The following is a 17,226-nucleotide window of genomic DNA, read 5'->3' as shown; positions in this document are numbered from 1 at the left end:
CGTCCACCTCGGTGGGCGGCCCTTCGTCGTGCGACCAGATGCTGATCGAGTAGTCCCGCGCACTGGCTCCTCTTCGCTGATCGAGTAGCCCGCGCAGCGGGCGTATCGAGATCCACCGGCATCAGAAGCCCGGTCTGCAGACTCCGCACGCCGGCGACGGCGGGTCTCGATACGCCCCTGCGGGGCTACTCGACCAGCATGTTCCACCGCACCTGCTCGACAACGCCGCAGACGCCCCTGCCAGGCCCCGCGATCTCAGGCGTCGAAGCGGTAGCCGAGGCCGCGGACGGTCACCAGGAGCACCGGCTCCTTGGGCGTCTTCTCGATCTTGGAGCGGATGCGCTTGACGTGGACGTCGAGGGTCTTGGTGTCGCCGAAGTAGTCGCTGCCCCAGACGCGGTCGATCAGCTGGCCGCGGGTGAGGACGCGGCCGGCGTTGCGGAGCAGCATCTCGAGGAGCTCGAACTCCTTGAGCGGCATCGGGGTCTCGACGCCGTCGACCTCGACGGTGTGGCGCTCGATGTCCATGCGGACGGGGCCGGCGACGACGATGCGCTCCTCCCCCGGGTCCTCGGTGCGGCGGCGGAGGACGGCGCGGATGCGGGCGAGCAGCTCGCGGGTCGAGTACGGCTTGGTGACGTAGTCGTCGGCGCCGAGCTCGAGCCCGACGACGATGTCCACCTCGGAGTCCTTCGCGGTGACCATGATGATCGGGATCGCGGAGCGGGTGCGGATCTCGCGGCACACCTCGGTGCCGGGCATGCCGGGGAGCATGAGGTCGAGCAGGATCAGGTCGTACTCGCCCTCGTCGAAGGCGGCGACGGCGCGCAGGCCGTCCTCGGCGACGGTGACGTCGTAGCCCTCGCGTTCGAGCAGGTAGCTGAGCGGCTCGCTGAGGGCGCTCTCGTCCTCGACGAGCAGGATGCTGGTCACGCGGTGTCTCCTATCGGGGCGGCGGACGCGAAGGGCGTCCTGGCCGGGTCTACTTCGGGGAGTCGGATGGTGAAGGTGCTGCCGCGGCCCGGCTTGGACCAGACGCGGACGTCGCCGCCGTGGTTCTGCACGGCGTGCTTGACGATGCTGAGGCCGAGCCCGGTGCCGCCGGTGTGGCGGGAGCGGGCCTGGTCGACGCGGTAGAAGCGCTCGAAGACGCGGTCGAGGTCCTCCTCGGGGATGCCGATGCCCTGGTCGGTGACGGCGATCTCGACGACGCCGCCGGTGGAGCGGACGCCGATCCCGACGCGGGAGCCGGGCGGGGAGTACTGGATGGCGTTGGCCAGCAGATTGTGCAGCGCCGAGACGAGCATCTTCTCCTGGCCGGCGACGTACGCCTTCTTCATCCCGCCCTTGACGAGGGTGACGTCGTGCGACTCCGCCATCACGTGCGTCGTCTCGAGCGCGGCGACCACGATGTCGTCGACGCGGACGACCTCGGCGGAACCGGCGACGTCCGCCGACTGCAGGCGGGAGAGCTCGATGATCTCGCGGGTGATCTTCGCGAGGCGGTGCGACTCCTGGGTGAGGCGGTGCGCGAACCGGCGGACCTGCTTCGGGTCGTCGGCGGCGGAGTCGAGAGCCTCGGCGAGCAGGCCGACCGCGCCGATCGGCGTCTTCAGCTCGTGCGAGATGTTGGCGACGAAGTCGCGGCGCACCGCCTCCAGTCGGCGGGCCTCGGTGTGGTCCTCGGCGAGGACGAGGACGAAGCGGGAGCCGAGCCGCGTGGCGTGCACGACGAGGGTGACCGCGGCGTCCGAGAGCGGGCTCGTCGCCAGCTCCAGGTCCTGCTCGATGTCGTCGCCGAAGCGGCGCACCCGGTCGACGATCGCGACCAGGTCCGGGTGGAGCAGCGTGTCCTGGGAGACGAGGCCGAGCGAGATCGCGCGGGCGGACGCCTTCAGCACGTTGTGGGAGGGGTCGGTCACGAACGCGGGAGCGCCGACGGCGTCGATGATCGCGCCGATGCCCTCGGGCAGGCCGACGGTGACGACCTCCGCGGCGATCCGGCCCTGGCGCGCGGCGAGGGTGACGACGCTGGTGAGGACGATCCCGATGACGATGCCGAGAACGAGCGACAGCACGACGATCAGGCCCGGATCCACGCTCCCAGGCTATCCATCCACCGCGCGTCTCCCTACCGGATGCCCGGCGACGGGTCGCGGGTCGAGTACTGTTCAAACGCTCGGCACCGTTCGTTAACCTGCCGTGGTCATCATGGCTGCGCCTGCGCCGGACTGGTGCAGTCGCAGCGCCGTGCGCGGCGCGGATCGGCACCGGTCTCCGTGCGTGCCGCAGAGAGGGTCGAGAAGAAGATGCGCGAAGTTTTCCAGCAGGAGCTGGCCGAGGTCCAGGATCGGCTCGTCGAGATCTCCGGACTCGTCGAGATCGCGATCGAGAAGGCGACCCAGGCGTTCAACCACTCCGACGTGTCCCTCGCCGAGGAGGTCATCGCCAGCGACGCCCGCATCGACGAGCTGGCCATCAGCCTCGACGAGCTCGCGATCGACATCCTCGCCCGCCAGGGCCCCGTCGCCCGCGACCTGCGGACCGTCGTGTCCGCACTGCGGATCAGCGCCTCACTCGAGCGGATGGGCGACATCGCCGAGCACATCGCTCAGCTCTCCCGCTACCGCTTCCCCGACAAGGTCGTGCCGAAGTCGCTGCGCCCGACCTTCGTCGAGATGGGCCGCCTCGACGTCGTCGTCGCGCACAAGCTCACCGAGCTGCTGCGCACGCAGGACCCCCGCCTCGCCGAGGAGATCCGCGACGAGGACGACAAGATCGACGAGCTGCACGTCAGCGTCTTCGACAAGGTCCTCAGCGAGGCGTGGAAGGGCCAGGCCGCCGACACCGTCGACGCCACCCTCGCCAGCCGCTACCACGAGCGCTTCGCCGACCACGCGGTGTCCATCGCGAAGAAGGTCCAGTACCTCATCTCGGGCGACTGGGGCTGAGCTTATTCGTCGATGTCGCGCGAGCGCGATATCGACCGCGGTCGGCAGACCGCGTGCTTGCGTTCCGCAGAGCGGGGCGCGAACGGCTATGACGAATCGCTGGCACGCGATTCGCCCGTTCGCCTCGTGCGGGGCGGCTGGTCTGCACGCTCAACGCCCGGGCGTCGAGTGACAGCTACCGTGCCTCGCTGGTCGATCGCCCGCACTTCCATGCTGATCGAGTAGCGCGCGCGGCGCGCGTATCGAGATCCACCGTCGTACGGACGCGGGGTCTCGATACGCCGCGTGCCGCGGCTACTCGACCAGCAGGGAAGGGGCGCGTTCCGCGGCCTTCTTTTGCACAGCATGGAGGCGCGTTCCGCGACCTCGCTCTCGCGTCCACGCTTATGGAGTCGCGCCGCCCTGCAAGAGGCGCGTTCCGCGACCTGCTCATTCATGCTGATCGAGTAGCGCGCGCAGCGTGCGTATCGAGATCCGCCGTCGAACGGAGGCGGGGTCTCGGTACGACGCGTGCCGCGGCTGCTCGACCGGCGTGCGAGGGGACAGACGCGGACGGCCCGCGGGAGTCGGGACTCCGGCGGGCCGTGCGGGGGTGCGAGGGGTGGGCTACTTCTTGGCGCCCTGGGCGGCGACGGCGGCGGCGCCGGCGGCGGCGGCCTCGGGGTCGAGGTAGCGGGCCTCGCCGATCGGCTCGAAGTTCTCGTCGAGGGTGTAGACGAGGGGGATGCCGGTCGGGATGTTCAGCTCGGCGATGTCCGAGTCGGAGATGCCGTCGAGGGTCTTCACCAGCGCGCGCAGCGAGTTGCCGTGCGCGGTGATCATGACGGTCTTACCCGAGGCGAGATCCGGCTTGATGTCCGACTCCCAGTACGGCAGCATCCGCTCGATGACCAGCTTGAGCGACTCGGTGCGGGGCAGGTCGTCGCCGAGGTCGGCGTAGCGCTCGTCGTGCGCCTGCGAGTACTGGTCCTCGTCGTCGATGGGGGGCGGCGGCACGTCGAACGAGCGGCGCCAGGTCATGAACTGATCGGGACCGTACTCGGCGAGGGTCTGCGCCTTGTCCTTGCCCTGCAGCGCGCCGTAGTGGCGCTCGTTCAGGCGCCAGGAGCGCTTCACGTCGATCCAGAGGCGGTCGGCCGTCTCGAGCGCGATGTTCGCGGTCTGGATCGCACGCGTCTGGCGGGAGGTGTACACGACGTCGGGGTGCAGCTCCGCCTCGACCAGCAGCTCGCCGGCGCGAGTCGCCTCCGCGACGCCCTGCTCGGTCAGCCGCACGTCGACCCAGCCGGTGAACAGGTTCTTCTGGTTCCACTCGCTGTTGCCGTGGCGCACGAGGATGAGGGTGTAGGTCTCGGACATGCGTCCAGCTTAGAGGCGGCCCCTGCGCCCACGGATACGCTGGAGACCATGCCGATCGGAGCCGTCACCCGCGGCACGACGGGCACGAACCGCCTCCGCCGGGTCGACCGCCGACTGGCCGAGCTGCCGGTGCTGCGCACCACCCCGGAGCCCGTCGTCGTCGACCTCGGCTTCGGCGCGAGCGCGGTCACCACGCTCGAGCTGCACCGCCGCCTCGTCCGCTCGGCGCCCGGCGTCGACGTGGTCGGCTTCGAGATCGAGCCGGCCCGCGTCGAGACCGCGCGACGACAGCTGGAGCGGGTCCGCCAAGGGGGTACCGCCTTCCCGGCCGATGCGCGGGTGCGCTTCGAGCGCGGCGGCTTCGAGGTCCCTCTGCCCGGGCGGCAGCGGGCGAGCGTGATCCGCGCCTTCAACGTCCTCCGGCAGTACGACGAGTCGGCGGTCGCGGAGGCGTGGCGGACGATGACCGACCGGCTGACCCCCGACGGCGTGCTGGTGGAGGGGACCTGCGACGAGATCGGCCGGATCTGCACCTGGATCGAGATCGGTCCCGAGGGGCCGCGCTCGCTCACGCTGTCGCTCCGGCTCGGCGCCACGCCCTCGCCGATGATCGCGGCGGAGCGGCTGCCGAAGGCGCTGATCCACCGCAACGTCGCGGGCGAGCCGGTGCACGCCTTCCTGCTCGCGCTCGAGCGGGCCTGGCTGCACGCCGCCCCGCTCGCCGTCTACGGGCCGACGCAGCGCTGGATCGCCGCCGTCGAGTCGCTCCGCGGCGAGTGGCCGATCCTCGGCGGCCGGCGGCGGTGGCGGCTCGGGGAGGTGACCGTCGCGTGGGAGGCGGTGGCTCCGCTCGACCCGGCCCCGTCGCTCCTGTGAGCATTCTCATATTTAAGGTCGTTACCCTCATGCCCCATGGACGACCCTCCCCCTGAACCTTCGCCCGCCGCACCGACCTCGACCCTGATCGGCGGTGCCGCGGGTGCCTGAATGGCTCGGCGTCGTCATCGGCCTCCTCCTCACCGTCGGCACCGGTCTCTTCGTCGCCTCCGAGTTCGCGCTGGTCAACCTCGACCGCAACGAGCTGGAGGAGCGCCGCGCCCGCGGTGAGAAGCGTCTCGACCCGACGATCTCCGCCCTGCGGATCACCTCCACCCACCTCTCCGGCGCGCAGCTGGGCATCACGCTCACCACGCTGCTCACCGGCTACACCTTCGAGCCGGCGATCAGCTCGCTGCTCGGCGATCCGCTGCGCTCGCTCGGGATCCCGGCCGAGATCGTGCCGGGCATCGGCACGGTCGTCGGCGTCCTGCTGGCCACCGTCTTCTCGATGGTGATCGGCGAGCTGGTCCCCAAGAACTTCGCGCTGGCGCTGCCGCTGAAGACGGCGCAGGTCGTCGTGCCGTTCCAGATCCTCTTCACGACGGTCTTCAAGCCGGTGATCCTGCTCTTCAACAACACGGCCAACGCTCTGATCCGCGCGATGGGCATCGAGCCCAAGGAGGAGCTCTCGGGCGCCCGCAGCGCCGACGAGCTCGGCTCGCTGGTGCGCCGCTCGGTGCTCGAGGGCACGCTCGACCGCGACCACGCGGACCTGCTGCACCGCACGCTCCGCTTCTCGAGCCGCAGCGTCGCCGACGTGATGACGCCGCGGGTCCGGATGGCCTCCGTCCCGCTCGCGAGCACCGCGGAGGACGTGGTCCGGCTCGCGAACCGCACCGGGTTCTCGCGCTTCCCCGTCATCGGCCGCGACTCCGACGACGTCCGCGGTGTCCTGCACGTCAAGCACGCCTTCGCACTGGCACCGGAGGACCGGGCGCAGGCGACCGCGGAGTCGCTGATGATCGCGCCGATGCGCGTCCCCGAGACCGCTCGCGCCGACGCCCTGCTCGCTCCCCTGCGCGGCAGCGGCCTCGCGATCGCGGTCGTCGTCGACGAATACGGCGGGACCGCGGGTGTGGTGACGCTCGAGGACCTGGTCGAGGAGATCGTCGGCGAGCTGGAGGACGAGCACGACCGCAGCCGCGCCGGCGTCGTCCGCTCCGGCCGCTCGGCGACCTTCGGCGGCGAGCTGCGCCCCGACGAGGTCGCCGAGCGCCTCGGCGCTGTGGTGCCCGAGGGCGAGGACTACGACACGGTCGCGGGCTTCCTCGCCTCGACGCTGGGACGCGTGCCCGAGCTCGGCGACGAGGTCGCCGTGGCCGGCGGCGTGCTGCGGGTCGACCGCGTCGCCGCCCACCGCGTCGACCGCGTCCGCTTCACCCCGGCCGCCGGCGAAGGCGGTCCCGACGGAGGCGATGCCGTCGGCGTCGCCGCGCTCCGAGCCGAGGGGGCCGTCCATGAGTGAGTACCTGCCGGGGATCGCCTGGCTCGTGGTCCTGCTGATCGTCAACGCCTTCTTCGTCGGCGCCGAGTTCGCCGTCATCTCCGCGCGCCGCTCGCAGATCGAGCCGCGGGCGGATGCGGGCAGCCGCGCGGCGAAGACCACCCTGTGGGCGATGGAGCACGCCACCCTGATGCTCGCGACGAGCCAGCTGGGCATCACCGTCTGCTCGCTAGTCATCCTCAACGTCTCCGAGCCGGCGATCCACCACCTGCTCGAGATCCCGCTCGGCTTCACGGCGCTGTCCGCGGAGGCGATCGGCGTGATCGCGTTCGTCGCCGCGCTGCTGCTCGTCACCTTCCTGCACGTCGTGTTCGGCGAGATGGTGCCGAAGAACCTGGCGTTCTCGGTGCCGACCCGGGCCGCGCTGCTCCTCGCTCCGCCGCTCGTGCTCGTCTCGCGCCTGGTGAAGCCGGTGATCTGGTCGCTGAACGCAGTCGCCAACGGCATCCTCCGCCTGGTGCGGGTGGAACCGAAGGACGAGGCGACCAGCGCCTTCACGCTCGACGAGGTCGCCGCGATCGTCCGCCAGTCGACCCGCGAGGGCGTGCTGGTCGACGCGTCCGGCACCGTCACAGCGGCGTTCGAGTTCACGACCAAGCGGGTCGCGGACGTCGCGGTACCGCTCGAGCGGATGGTGCTGCTGCCGGCAGAGGCCACGCCCGCGGACGTGCGCCGCGCAGTGGCCGAGCACGGCTACTCGCGCTACCTGCTCGCGGACGACGACGGACTGCCCGGCGGCTACCTGCACCTCAAGGACGTCTCCGACCTCGACGCGACCGAGATGCCGGTGCCGCGCAAGCGGATCCGCCGGCTCGCCGCGGTCTCGGCCGGCGACGAGCTGGAGGACGCGCTCGCCGCGCTCCGGCGCACCGGCGCGCACCTCGCCCGGGTGGTCGACGCCGAGGGCCGCACCACCGGTGTCCTCTTCCTCGAGGACATCATCGAGGAGCTCGTGGGCGAGGTGCAGGACGCCACCAACGCGTGAGCGCCGGAGGAGCCCGACCGGTCAGGCGAGCTCGGGCAGCGCGGCTCGCGCCTCGGCCGAGCTCGCCCCGGTCGCCGTCAGCAGGTCGACGACGAGCGGGCGGAGGATGACCAGCAGCGTCTTCTCCGCCAGCCGCGCCTCGGGGATCAGCGCCTGCGGGTCGAGGGTCGTCGCGAGCAGCACGAGGTCCTGACGCGCGAGCGCGAGCACCGCGGGCTCGGTGACGGCCCGGCCGAGCAGGGCGATCCCCGGGCCGAAGTCCGCGACGACGTCGGCGAGCGCCGGCCGCGGCACGGCGTCGCCGACCAGGAAGTCGGTGCGCCGCGCGACGATGCGGAGGTTGCGCGTCGCGAGGTCGAGCGCGGCGAGCATCGTGCGCTGCCGCTCCAGCTCGGCGCGGTGCCGCCGGACGAACGGCGAGATCCGCGCGACGCCGATCGCCGAGTCGAGGGCGGCCGTCCAACCGTCGATCACCGGCTGCGTGCCGCGGACGCGCTCCAGCGCCGCCGCGGAGGCCGCCTGGTCGCCTCGGCGGAGCGCGTCGGCGAGCGCGTCGATCGTCTCCGCCAGTGCCGACACCAGCCGCCGCGCCTCGGCGCGCGCCGCCCGGAGCGGGTTGCGCGGCACGATCGCGGTGCACAGCAGCGCGGCGAGTCCGCCGACCAGCCCGTCGAGGCTCCGGGTGAACACTCCCCCGTCGGGCGCGGGCAGGATCATCACCAGCATCGCCTGCGTGCCGGCCGCGACGGCGAAGCCGGGGGACGGCGAGAGCGCCCGCCCCACGGTGAAGACGATCCCGAGCACGACGGCCAGCTGCCAGACGCCGGTGCCCCAGAGCAGCAGCAGCACCTCGCTCGCGGTGATCCCGATCAGCATGCCAATCGCGGTCTCGGCGACCTGCTTCGGCCGGGTGTCGCGCGCGATGCCCAGGCTCGAGATGGTCGCCGTCAGCGACAGCACCGGGGCGGGGTGCCCGAAGACGAAGCGCGAGACGGAGTAGGCGAGGATCGCCGCGAGGACGATCTGCAGCACCGCGGGCAGCGAGGCCACGGCGCGCGCGACGCCCCGGCCGGGCCGGACGTCGTCGAGGCGGACGAGCGCCCGGATCCGCGCGGCCGCCCGGTCCCGCCGAGCGGGTCCTGCGGCCACCACGGCGTGGCCTACCTGGTCGCTGCCCCGAGGCGGGGCAGGCGGGGCACTCCCGCCTCGGCGCCGGCGCCCGGCGGCACGACGACCTCCTGGGCGGCGGAGACGCGGATCTCGCCGGCCAGCACGGTGAGCTCGAGGTCGACGGGGACCGAGCGCTTGACGACGGCGAGGGCGATGGGGCCCTCCTCGTAGTGCCAGGCGCTCGCGGTGACGGTGCCGACCTCGACCGGCTCGCCGCCCTTGAGCGCCGTGACGACGTCGCCGTGGCCGGGCAGCGCGGAGTCGGAGCCGTCGAGCTGCAGCAGCACGAGGCGGCGGGGCGGGTGGCCGAGGTTGTGCACCTTGGCGACCGTCTCCTGTCCGCGGTAGCAGCCCTTGGCCAGGTGGACCGAGGAGCGGAGCAGGTCGAGCTCGTGCGGGATCGAGCGGTCGTCGACCTCGGTCGCGTGCCGCGGGCGCCAGGCGGCGATGCGGAGCGCCTCGAGGGCGTCGGAGCCGGCGAGCGCCACGCCCGCCGCGCGGGCCCGGGCCTCGAGCCCGTCGAGCGCCGCGCGCGGCACGAGGGTCTCGCGGGCGGTCCAGCCGGCCGCGGGATGCGTGGGAGCGGTGGCGTACTGCCAGCCGCCGGGCTGCACCTGCGCCCACGGGTCGAGCCAGCTGACGCCGGACTCCCCCGCGAGCTCGAGGGCGAGCGCGGTCGCGGGGCCGTCGCCGAGGGTCCCGAGGGTCGCGAACTCGGCGGTCCGGTCGGCGATCTCGACGCGGAGCATGAAGCGCATCCGGTCGAGCCAGGCCGCGAGTCCCGGCGTCTCGTCGCGGTCGAGGAGGAGCCAGGCGGTCTCGCCGTCGTCGACGACGCGGATGAGGTGCTCGATCCGGCCGGACGGGTCCAGCAGCAGGGTCTCGGCCGAGTCTCCGGGGGCGAGGCGGGCGAGCGCCTGGCTGGTCAGCGAGTCGAGCCAGGTGAGGCGGTCCGGGCCGGTGACGGTGACGACGCCGCGGCCCGAGAGGTCGACGATCGCGGTGCCCGCGGCGAGCGCCCGCTGCTCGCGGAACGGCTCGCCGTAGTGCGCGGCGACGCCCGGCTCGGCCGCACTCGTGCCGACGACGGCGCCCGAGACCGACAGGAGCGGGGAGATCGGCAGCCGCTCCGAGGACGCGGTCTCACTCGACACGGGCGAGCCTTCCGGAGGAGTGGGTGCGGAGCCCCTGGCCGAGCGCGGCGATGTCCCACGCCCAGAGCAGGTGGTCGTCGACGAGGCCGTAGAGGCGGGTGGCGGCCGCGTAGTCCTTCGCGGCGGCGGTGCGCATGACGGCGTCGGTCGCGAGGTCGATCCGCGGGCCCTTGACCTGGCCGAGGTACAGCTCGCTGACGCCGTCGGGGTGCACCAGCGACACCTCGATGTCGAAGCCGCCCGCGCCGTTGCGCAGCGTCTCGACCGACTCGGCGTCGGGGAACGCGGGCGCACCGCGGCCCGGCAGCATGGCGGGACCGGCGTCGGCGTCGGTGAGCGGGCGGCTGAGCCGCCAGTAGCCCATCTCGCTCACGAGCGGCCGGTGGCCCACCTCGCTGTCGTCCTCGAGCAGCCAGGTGTACGAGCTGTAATTGAGGTAGGGCAGGCCGTCGTAGCTGAAGCTCACGCGGTGGCCGAACTCGGCCTGCACGGAGTCGTCGCCGACGGCGTAGTCGATGACACCCGATCCCTCCCAGACGCCGAGCAGCCAGGAGAGCGGGACGAGTTCGGGCGGGAGGCCCGAGGGGAGGGAGATCAAACCTGCTCCGGCGGCGGCTAGCGCTGGCCGCGGTAGAGCTTGTAGACGACCACGCCGGAGACCCACGCGATCGCGAGGGAGGCGAGCCCGAGCAGTCCGAGATAGAAGAGTTCGAGGGCGAGAAGCATGACCCCATCCTATCCGGCGGCACCGACGCGACGGGGTGGAGGAGGCCCGATCAGAGCGAGGTGAGGGCGGCGATGCCGCTGGCGACCGCGACGACGACCATCGCGCCGACGACGCTCGTCATCGTGCGCACCAGATAGCCGTCCGCCTTCGCCACGGCGAGCTGGACGGCGAAGGTCGCGAGGACGCAGCCGCCGAAGGTCAGCGCCAGCCAGAGCTGCTGCGAGGCGGCCGGGGCGATCACCAGGGTGACGACGGAGCCGAGGAGCGCGAGCACCCAGACCGCTGCCACTCCCGCGCGATCCCTGCCCATCCCTCAATTGTGCCCCAGGGAATCGGCCTCTCCGACCCGCCGCTAGTATTGCCGGAGACCAATCCTGGAGGATCCGTGGCGCAGTTGTTGATACTGACCTCAGCCGGTGGCTCGGAGGTCCTCCCCGCACTGGGCCTGCTCAGCCACAAGACCCGGCAGATCCCGGCGGAGCCGGCGCACCTCGTGAACGCCCCGAGCTGCGACCTCATCTTCGTCGACGCCCGGCAGGACCTGGCCAGCGCGAAGTCGCTCTGCAAGATCCTGACCACCACCGGGATCAACGTCCCGCTCATCCTCATCCTCACCGAGGGCGGTCTCACCGCGGTCTCCGCGGACTGGGGCGTGAACGACGTCATCCTCGACTCTGCCGGCCCCGCCGAGGTCGACGCCCGCATCCGGCTGGTCATCGGCCGGCTCGCGCAGGAGCAGTCGACGTCGCGGATCCAGGCGTCCGGCGTCGTGATCGACGAGGCCAGCTACTCCGCGAAGGTGCACGGGCGCCCGCTCGACCTCACCTTCAAGGAGTTCGAGCTGCTGCGGTTCTTCGCGACGCACCCGTCGCGCGTCTTCACCCGCGAGCAGCTGCTCAGCGAGGTCTGGGGGTACGACTACTTCGGCGGCACCCGCACGGTCGACGTGCACGTGCGGCGCCTGCGCGCCAAGCTCGGCGATCTGGAATCGCTCATCGGGACGGTCCGCAACGTCGGATACCGCTTCAACGTGTACGAAGAGGACAATGAACGAGTCGCTCAATCTCTCGGTTGAGAACCTGGCCGATCCCGCCGTCGCCGCGGGGCTCGAGCACCTGATCGGCCGGGCCGCCTGGTTCGACGGCCGGCCCCCGTTCAGCGATCAGACCCTGATCGACGCGCGGGCCGGGTCGCGCACGCTCCTCGTCGGCCTGCGCGCCGACGTCGTGGTGGCGGCCGCCGTGCTCGGCCAGGGCGAGCTCGAGTTCGTCGTCGACCCGGAGTGGCGCGGCGTCGGGTTCGGCCGCGCCGTCCTCGATCAGGTGCTCGCGAGCGGGCGCACCGGGCTCCTGGCCTGGGCGCACGGCGACCACCCGGCGGCCAGGGCCCTCGCCGCCTCGCACGACTTCGCGCCGGTGCGGACGCTGCTGCACCTCGCGCTCGATCCGCTCGTCGCCCCCGAGGTGAGCGTCCCCGAGGGCTTCGCGCTCTCCGACGGCCGCGACCTCGACCCGGCCGAGTGGGTCGCCCTCAACGCCCGGGTCTTCGCCGCGCACCCGGAGCAGGGCCGGATCACCGAGGACGACCTGGCCGCGCGCCGGGCCGAGCCCTGGTACGACGACGGGGACTTCCTCCTGCTCCGCGACGCCGACGGCGCGCTCGTCGGATACGACTGGCTGAAGATCGAGCCGGAGTCGACGACGGGCGAGATCTACGTCCTCGGCGTGGCCCCCGAGACCGCCGGTCGCGGGCTGGGGCGGACGCTCCTCGGGGCGGGACTCGCCCGGATGCTCGAGCGCGGCTGCACCGTCGCGGACCTCTACGTCGAGGCGGAGAACCGCTCCGCCGTGGCGCTGTACCGCTCGCTCGGCTTCACCGACGCGGCCGTCGACGTGCAGTACCTGCACCGCCGCCCCGCGGTGCGCTGAGCGGCGCACCGGCTCCGCGGCTCCTCCCCAGGGCGGGTTCACCCGGCATTCACCACGGGCGGCGCGGGCGCGTCCGGCGCGGTGCCAGGATGGTCGCATGGACGGCGACAACCTGATTCTCGAAGACGGCCTGAGCGACGAGCTCGACGACGACTTCGACGAGGAGGAGGAGGGTCACTCCGACCCCCTGCTCCCGGACGACCGCTACCTCGACCGCGAGCTGAGCTGGCTGGCGTTCAACCAGCGCGTGCTCGAGCTGGCCGAGGACCCGCTGGTCCCGGCGCTCGAGCGGGCCAACTTCCTCGCGATCTTCTCGTCCAACCTCGACGAGTTCTTCATGGTCCGCGTCGCCGGGCTGAAGCGCCGCATCCTCACCGGCCTCGCACTGCCCACCAACATCGGCCGGGTGCCGGTCGACGTGCTGACCGACATCTCCGAGAAGGCGCACCTGCTGCAGCAGCGGCACTCGCGCGCCTTCAAGGAGCTCGTCGAGCCGGCCCTCCGCGACGCCGGGATCGACATCGTCCGCTGGAGCGAGCTCAGCGACGCCGAGCGCGAGGTGCTCGACGACTACTTCTCGGCGCAGGTCTTCCCCGTGCTGATGCCGCTGGCCGTCGACCCGGCGCACCCGTTCCCCTACATCTCGGGGCTCTCGCTCAACCTCTCGGTGCGCGTGCGCAACCCGAAGACCCAGAAGACCGAGTTCGCCCGCCTCAAGGTGCCGCAGATGCTGCCGCGCTTCGTGCGGATCGCCGGCGTCGCCGCTCCCGGTGAGCCGATGCGCTTCATCTCGCTCGAGGACCTGATCGCGAACCAGCTCGACGACCTCTTCCCGGGCATGGAGATCCTCGACCACCACGTCTTCCGGGTCACCCGCAACGAGGACGTCGAGGTCGACGAGGACGAGACCGAGAACCTGATCAAGGCGCTCGAGAAGGAGCTCCTCCGCCGCCGGTTCGGCCCGCCCATCCGCCTCGAGGTGACCGACGACATGGACGACGAGACCCTCGGGCTCCTCGTCCGCGAGCTCGACATCACCACGCAGGAGGTCTACAAGCTCCCCGCGCCGCTCGACCTCGGTGGCCTGTTCAGCCTGCAGAAGATCGACCGACCGGACCTCAAGTACCCCAACCACGTCCCGACGACGGCCGTGCAGCTCTCGCCGAGCGAGCCGAACCAGCGCCAGGACATCTTCAAGGCGGTCTCGCGCGGCGACGTGCTGCTGCACCACCCCTACGAGTCCTTCGCGACGAGCGTCCAGGCGTTCCTCGAGCAGGCCGCGGCCGACCCCGACGTGCTGGCGATCAAGCAGACGCTGTACCGCACCTCGGGCGACTCCCCCATCGTCGAGGCGCTGATCGACGCCGCGGAGTCCGGCAAGCAGGTGCTCGCGCTCGTCGAGATCAAGGCGCGCTTCGACGAGAAGGCCAACATCTCGTGGGCCCGCAAGCTCGAGAAGGCCGGCGTCCACGTGGTCTACGGCCTCGTCGGGCTGAAGACCCACTGCAAGCTCGCGCTGGTCATCCGCCAGGAGAAGGGCGGAGTGCTGCGGCACTACTCCCACATCGGCACCGGCAACTACAACCCGAAGACCTCGCGGATCTACGAGGACCTCGGCCTCCTGACCGCCGACCCCGAGGTCGGCAAGGACCTCACCCGCCTCTTCAACGAGCTCTCCGGCTACGCGATCGAGAAGAAGTTCAAGCGCCTGCTGGTCGCGCCGCGCCACCTGCGCAAGGGACTGCTGAAGCGGATCGCGGCCGAGACCGAGAACGCCCGCGCCGGCCGCCCCTCGGGCATCCGGATCAAGATGAACTCGATCGTGGACGAGTCCGTGATCGACGCGCTCTACCGGGCGAGCCAGGCCGGTGTGCCCGTGGACGTCTGGGTCCGCGGCATCTGCGGTCTGAAGCCCGGGCAGGAGGGACTCTCGGAGAACATCCGCGTCCGCTCCATCCTCGGGCGCTACCTCGAGCACTCCCGCATCTTCAGCTTCGTCAACGGCGGCGAGCCCGAGGTCTTCATCGGCAGCGCCGACATGATGCACCGCAACCTCGACCGCCGCGTCGAGGCGCTGGTGCGGATCGTCGAGCCCGCGCACCTCAGCGAGATCGCCGACATGTTCGACCGCGCGATGGACGAGAAGACGGCCTCCTGGTGGCTCGGCCCGGACGGGATCTGGACGCGGCACCACCTCGACGAGGACGGCGCACCCCTCTCCGATCTGCAGAACCGGCTGATGGCGCACATCACGCATCGCAAGCGCACGGCGACGCGGACCGGCTCCCGAGCCTCCACCCGCTGACGCCGTGACGGGGACCGTCTACGCGGCCGGCGCCGTGTGCTGGCGGATCATCGAGGGGCGTCTGCACGTCCTGGTGATCCACCGGCCGCACCGCAAGGACGTCAGCCTGCCCAAGGGGAAGGTCGATCCGGGCGAGTCGCTGCCGGAGACCGCGGTGCGCGAGATCCGCGAGGAGACCGGGTTCGCGGTCGCGCTCGGAGTGCCGCTCGGCACCGTGCAGTACGCGCTGCCGAACGGGCGACCGAAGACCGTGCACTACTGGGCGGCACGGGTGACCGAGAAGGCGGTGCTCGCCTCGGACTTCGTGCCGAACCGCGAGGTCGAGGCCCTCGAGTGGGTCACGATCAAGCGCGCCCGCAGCTACCTGACCTACCCGCACGACATCGAGATCGTCGACGAGTTCTCGCGGATCGTCTCGCGCGGCACCCACGACACCTTCGCGGTCGTGGTGCTCCGGCACGCGAAGGCGGTCCCCGCGTCCTCCTGGGACGGTCGCGACTCGACCCGGCGCCTCAACCGCCGCGGCGAGGAGGAGGCGGCCGCGGCCGGCCGCGCCGTCGCCGCGTGGCGGCCCCGCCGGCTGGTCTCGAGCACCGCGAAGCGCTGCCGCACCACGATCACTCCGCTCTCCGCGCTGCTCAAGCGGCCGGTCCGCCTCTCGGAGGACCTCAGCCAGGACGCGCACGAGCACGGCACCGCCGACGTCCGCTCCGTCGTCGGCAAGCGGGTCCGCGCGCGCAAGAGCGCCGTGCTCTGCAGCCACGGTCCGGTGATCCCCGAGATCCTGCGCGAGCTGGCACTGGCCACCGCGACCCCGATCGGCCCGTACCTCGAGGAGGCCTCCGACCTGCCGACCGGCGGCTTCGCGGTCGTGCACCTCTCGGTCGAGCACCCGGGCTCCGGCATCGTCGCGATCGAGACGCACGCACCGCTCGAGTGAGCCCGCGCGCGGGACGCAGACCTGCCGCGCGAATACTGCTCCTCCGCGCTCGGCGGCGCCTGAGGGCGGCCCGTCGTTCACCGCGCGTTCACCGAGCGGACGGGGCCAGGACACGACCCCTCCGTACTCTCGCTGGCGGGCCGCACCAAGCCCGTCCATCCCCCTGCTTTCCTACCCGAAAGGGATACTTGTGCGTTTCTCGCGTCTCGGCCAGGCGGCCGTCATCGCCGCCGTCGCAGCCATCACGCTGACCTCCTGTGCTGCCAACGAGGGGCCCGCCGCCACCGGCGACTCGTCCTCCTCCGGCTCCGCCAGCACCCTCGAGGGCACCCTCAACGGCATCGGCGCCTCCTCGCAGGGCTCCGCCCAGGAGGCCTGGGTCTCCGCCTTCCAGCAGGCGAACACCGGCGTCACCGTCAACTACTCCCCCGACGGCTCCGGCGCGGGCCGTGAGGCCTTCATCGCCGGCGGCGCCGACTTCGCCGGCTCGGACCGCGCGCTGAAGCTCGAGGAGCTCGACGGCTCCTTCGGCAAGTGCGCCGACGGCACCTCCGCCATCGACGTCCCGGCCTACATCTCGCCGATCGCGATCGTCTTCAACGTGGAGGGCCTCGACGAGCTGAACCTCGACGCCGCCACCATCGCGGGCATCTTCAAGGGCACCATCACCACCTGGAACGCCCCCGAGATCGCCGCGCTGAACCCCGACGCGACGCTCCCGTCCTCGAACATCACCGCCGTGCACCGCTCGGACGACTCGGGCACCACCGAGAACTTCGCCGCGTACCTCAACGCGACCGCGCCCACCGTGTGGGACGCCGAGCCCGACGGAGTCTGGCCCTACGAGGGCGGCGAGGCGGCCCAGGGCACCTCGGGCGTCATCGACACCGTCACCAACGGCCAGAACACCATCGGCTACGCCGACGCCTCGCGCGCCGGCAGCCTGGGCACCGCCAAGGTGAAGGTCGGCGACGACTTCGTCGCCTACTCGCCCGAGGCCGCTGCCGCGATCGTCGACGCGTCCCCCGAGGCGACCGACCGTCCCGAGAACGACATCGTCTACGAGATCGACTACGCCTCCGAGGAGTCCGGCGTCTACCCGGTCGTCCTGGTGAGCTACCTCATCGCCTGCCAGGAGTACCAGGACGCCGCGACGGGCGAGCTCGTCAAGGCGTACCTCGGCTACGTGACCAGCGAGGAGGGCCAGCAGGAGGCCGCCACCTCCGCCGGCGCCGCGCCGCTCTCGTCCGAGCTGTCGACCCAGGTCGCGACGGCCATCGAGTCGATCAAGTAACCTCCCCCTCATGACGCGGCCCCGGACCCC

Annotated in this window: 16 protein-coding genes; 9 read left to right on the top strand and 7 right to left on the bottom strand. The window is 71.8% G+C overall.

What is annotated here, in order from left to right:
• Nucleotides 1-255 precede the first annotated feature (255 nt).
• Both MT350_RS02575 and MT350_RS02570 read right to left on the bottom strand, forming a co-directional pair.
• The gene (locus tag MT350_RS02575; RefSeq protein WP_123445154.1) at nt 256-933 is read right to left on the bottom strand and encodes a response regulator transcription factor; all 678 of its coding nucleotides are present in this window, start codon (nt 931-933) and stop codon (nt 256-258) included.
• On the bottom strand, nt 930-2,099 hold the full coding sequence (locus MT350_RS02570) for a cell wall metabolism sensor histidine kinase WalK (protein ID WP_123445153.1): 1,170 nt from the start codon (nt 2,097-2,099) through the stop codon (nt 930-932). Before MT350_RS02570 ends, MT350_RS02575 begins: the two co-directional genes overlap by 4 nt.
• A 210-nt stretch (nt 2,100-2,309) precedes the next feature.
• Between MT350_RS02570 and phoU the strand changes: the two genes are divergently transcribed.
• Complete coding sequence (gene phoU, locus MT350_RS02565; protein ID WP_123445152.1) at nt 2,310-2,951, top strand: phosphate signaling complex protein PhoU; 642 nt, start codon at nt 2,310-2,312, stop codon at nt 2,949-2,951.
• A gap of 606 nt (nt 2,952-3,557) precedes the next feature.
• Here the strand turns inward: phoU and MT350_RS02560 are convergent.
• Nucleotides 3,558-4,310 carry a phosphoglyceromutase gene (locus MT350_RS02560; RefSeq protein ID WP_243615336.1) on the bottom strand — a complete coding sequence of 251 codons (753 nt, stop codon included), beginning with the start codon at nt 4,308-4,310 and terminating at the stop codon, nt 3,558-3,560.
• A gap of 48 nt (nt 4,311-4,358) precedes the next feature.
• Between MT350_RS02560 and MT350_RS02555 the strand changes: the two genes are divergently transcribed.
• The 3 genes from MT350_RS02555 (at nt 4,359) to MT350_RS02545 (ending at nt 7,678) form a co-directional block, all read left to right on the top strand.
• Nucleotides 4,359-5,186, top strand: coding sequence for a class I SAM-dependent methyltransferase (locus MT350_RS02555; RefSeq protein ID WP_243615335.1), 828 nt, complete (start codon nt 4,359-4,361; stop codon nt 5,184-5,186).
• Between the two features lie 103 nt (nt 5,187-5,289).
• Complete coding sequence (locus tag MT350_RS02550; RefSeq protein ID WP_243598735.1) at nt 5,290-6,654, top strand: hemolysin family protein; 1,365 nt, start codon at nt 5,290-5,292, stop codon at nt 6,652-6,654.
• Complete coding sequence (locus MT350_RS02545; protein WP_243598734.1) at nt 6,647-7,678, top strand: hemolysin family protein; 1,032 nt, start codon at nt 6,647-6,649, stop codon at nt 7,676-7,678. Before MT350_RS02550 ends, MT350_RS02545 begins: the two co-directional genes overlap by 8 nt.
• 21 nt (nt 7,679-7,699) lie before the next feature.
• On the opposite strand, the gene MT350_RS02540 is transcribed toward MT350_RS02545, so the two are convergent.
• The 4 genes from MT350_RS02540 to MT350_RS02525 form a co-directional block, all read right to left on the bottom strand.
• Nucleotides 7,700-8,830: an aromatic acid exporter family protein gene (locus MT350_RS02540; RefSeq protein ID WP_132435963.1), complete on the bottom strand. Its 1,131-nt coding sequence runs from the start codon at nt 8,828-8,830 to the stop codon at nt 7,700-7,702.
• Nucleotides 8,831-8,838: 8 nt separating this feature from the next.
• A complete protein-coding gene (locus MT350_RS02535) occupies nt 8,839-10,002 on the bottom strand; it encodes a folate-binding protein YgfZ (protein WP_374206625.1) in 1,164 nt (387 codons plus the stop codon).
• A complete protein-coding gene (locus MT350_RS02530) occupies nt 9,992-10,600 on the bottom strand; it encodes an FABP family protein (protein ID WP_123702239.1) in 609 nt (202 codons plus the stop codon). Before MT350_RS02530 ends, MT350_RS02535 begins: the two co-directional genes overlap by 11 nt.
• Before the next feature lie 178 nt (nt 10,601-10,778).
• The gene (locus MT350_RS02525) at nt 10,779-11,039 is read right to left on the bottom strand and encodes a hypothetical protein (RefSeq protein WP_243615334.1); all 261 of its coding nucleotides are present in this window, start codon (nt 11,037-11,039) and stop codon (nt 10,779-10,781) included.
• Nucleotides 11,040-11,114: 75 nt separating this feature from the next.
• On the opposite strand from MT350_RS02525, the gene MT350_RS02520 reads away from it, so the two are divergent.
• The 5 genes from MT350_RS02520 (at nt 11,115) to MT350_RS02500 (ending at nt 17,196) form a co-directional block, all read left to right on the top strand.
• Nucleotides 11,115-11,804 (top strand): winged helix-turn-helix domain-containing protein, encoded by a 690-nt coding sequence (locus MT350_RS02520; RefSeq protein WP_123445147.1) that lies wholly within the window; start codon nt 11,115-11,117, stop codon nt 11,802-11,804.
• Complete coding sequence (gene mshD, locus MT350_RS02515) at nt 11,776-12,657, top strand: mycothiol synthase (protein WP_127885970.1); 882 nt, start codon at nt 11,776-11,778, stop codon at nt 12,655-12,657. The genes MT350_RS02520 and mshD overlap by 29 nt, the downstream gene beginning before the upstream one ends.
• Before the next feature lie 97 nt (nt 12,658-12,754).
• Nucleotides 12,755-14,962, top strand: coding sequence for an RNA degradosome polyphosphate kinase (locus MT350_RS02510; RefSeq protein ID WP_123702233.1), 2,208 nt, complete (start codon nt 12,755-12,757; stop codon nt 14,960-14,962).
• 4 nt (nt 14,963-14,966) lie between these two features.
• Nucleotides 14,967-15,902, top strand: a complete 936-nt coding sequence (locus MT350_RS02505; protein ID WP_243598731.1) for an NUDIX domain-containing protein — start codon at nt 14,967-14,969, stop codon at nt 15,900-15,902.
• Between the two features lie 190 nt (nt 15,903-16,092).
• Nucleotides 16,093-17,196: a phosphate ABC transporter substrate-binding protein PstS gene (locus MT350_RS02500; protein WP_243598730.1), complete on the top strand. Its 1,104-nt coding sequence runs from the start codon at nt 16,093-16,095 to the stop codon at nt 17,194-17,196.
• Nucleotides 17,197-17,226 lie beyond the last annotated feature (30 nt).

It is taken from the genome of Rathayibacter sp. VKM Ac-2928 (assembly GCF_022815545.1).
Classification (GTDB): domain Bacteria; phylum Actinomycetota; class Actinomycetes; order Actinomycetales; family Microbacteriaceae; genus Rathayibacter; species Rathayibacter festucae.
Note: the sequence above shows the minus strand (reverse complement) of the source record. Positions and strands in the feature narration are given on the sequence as shown.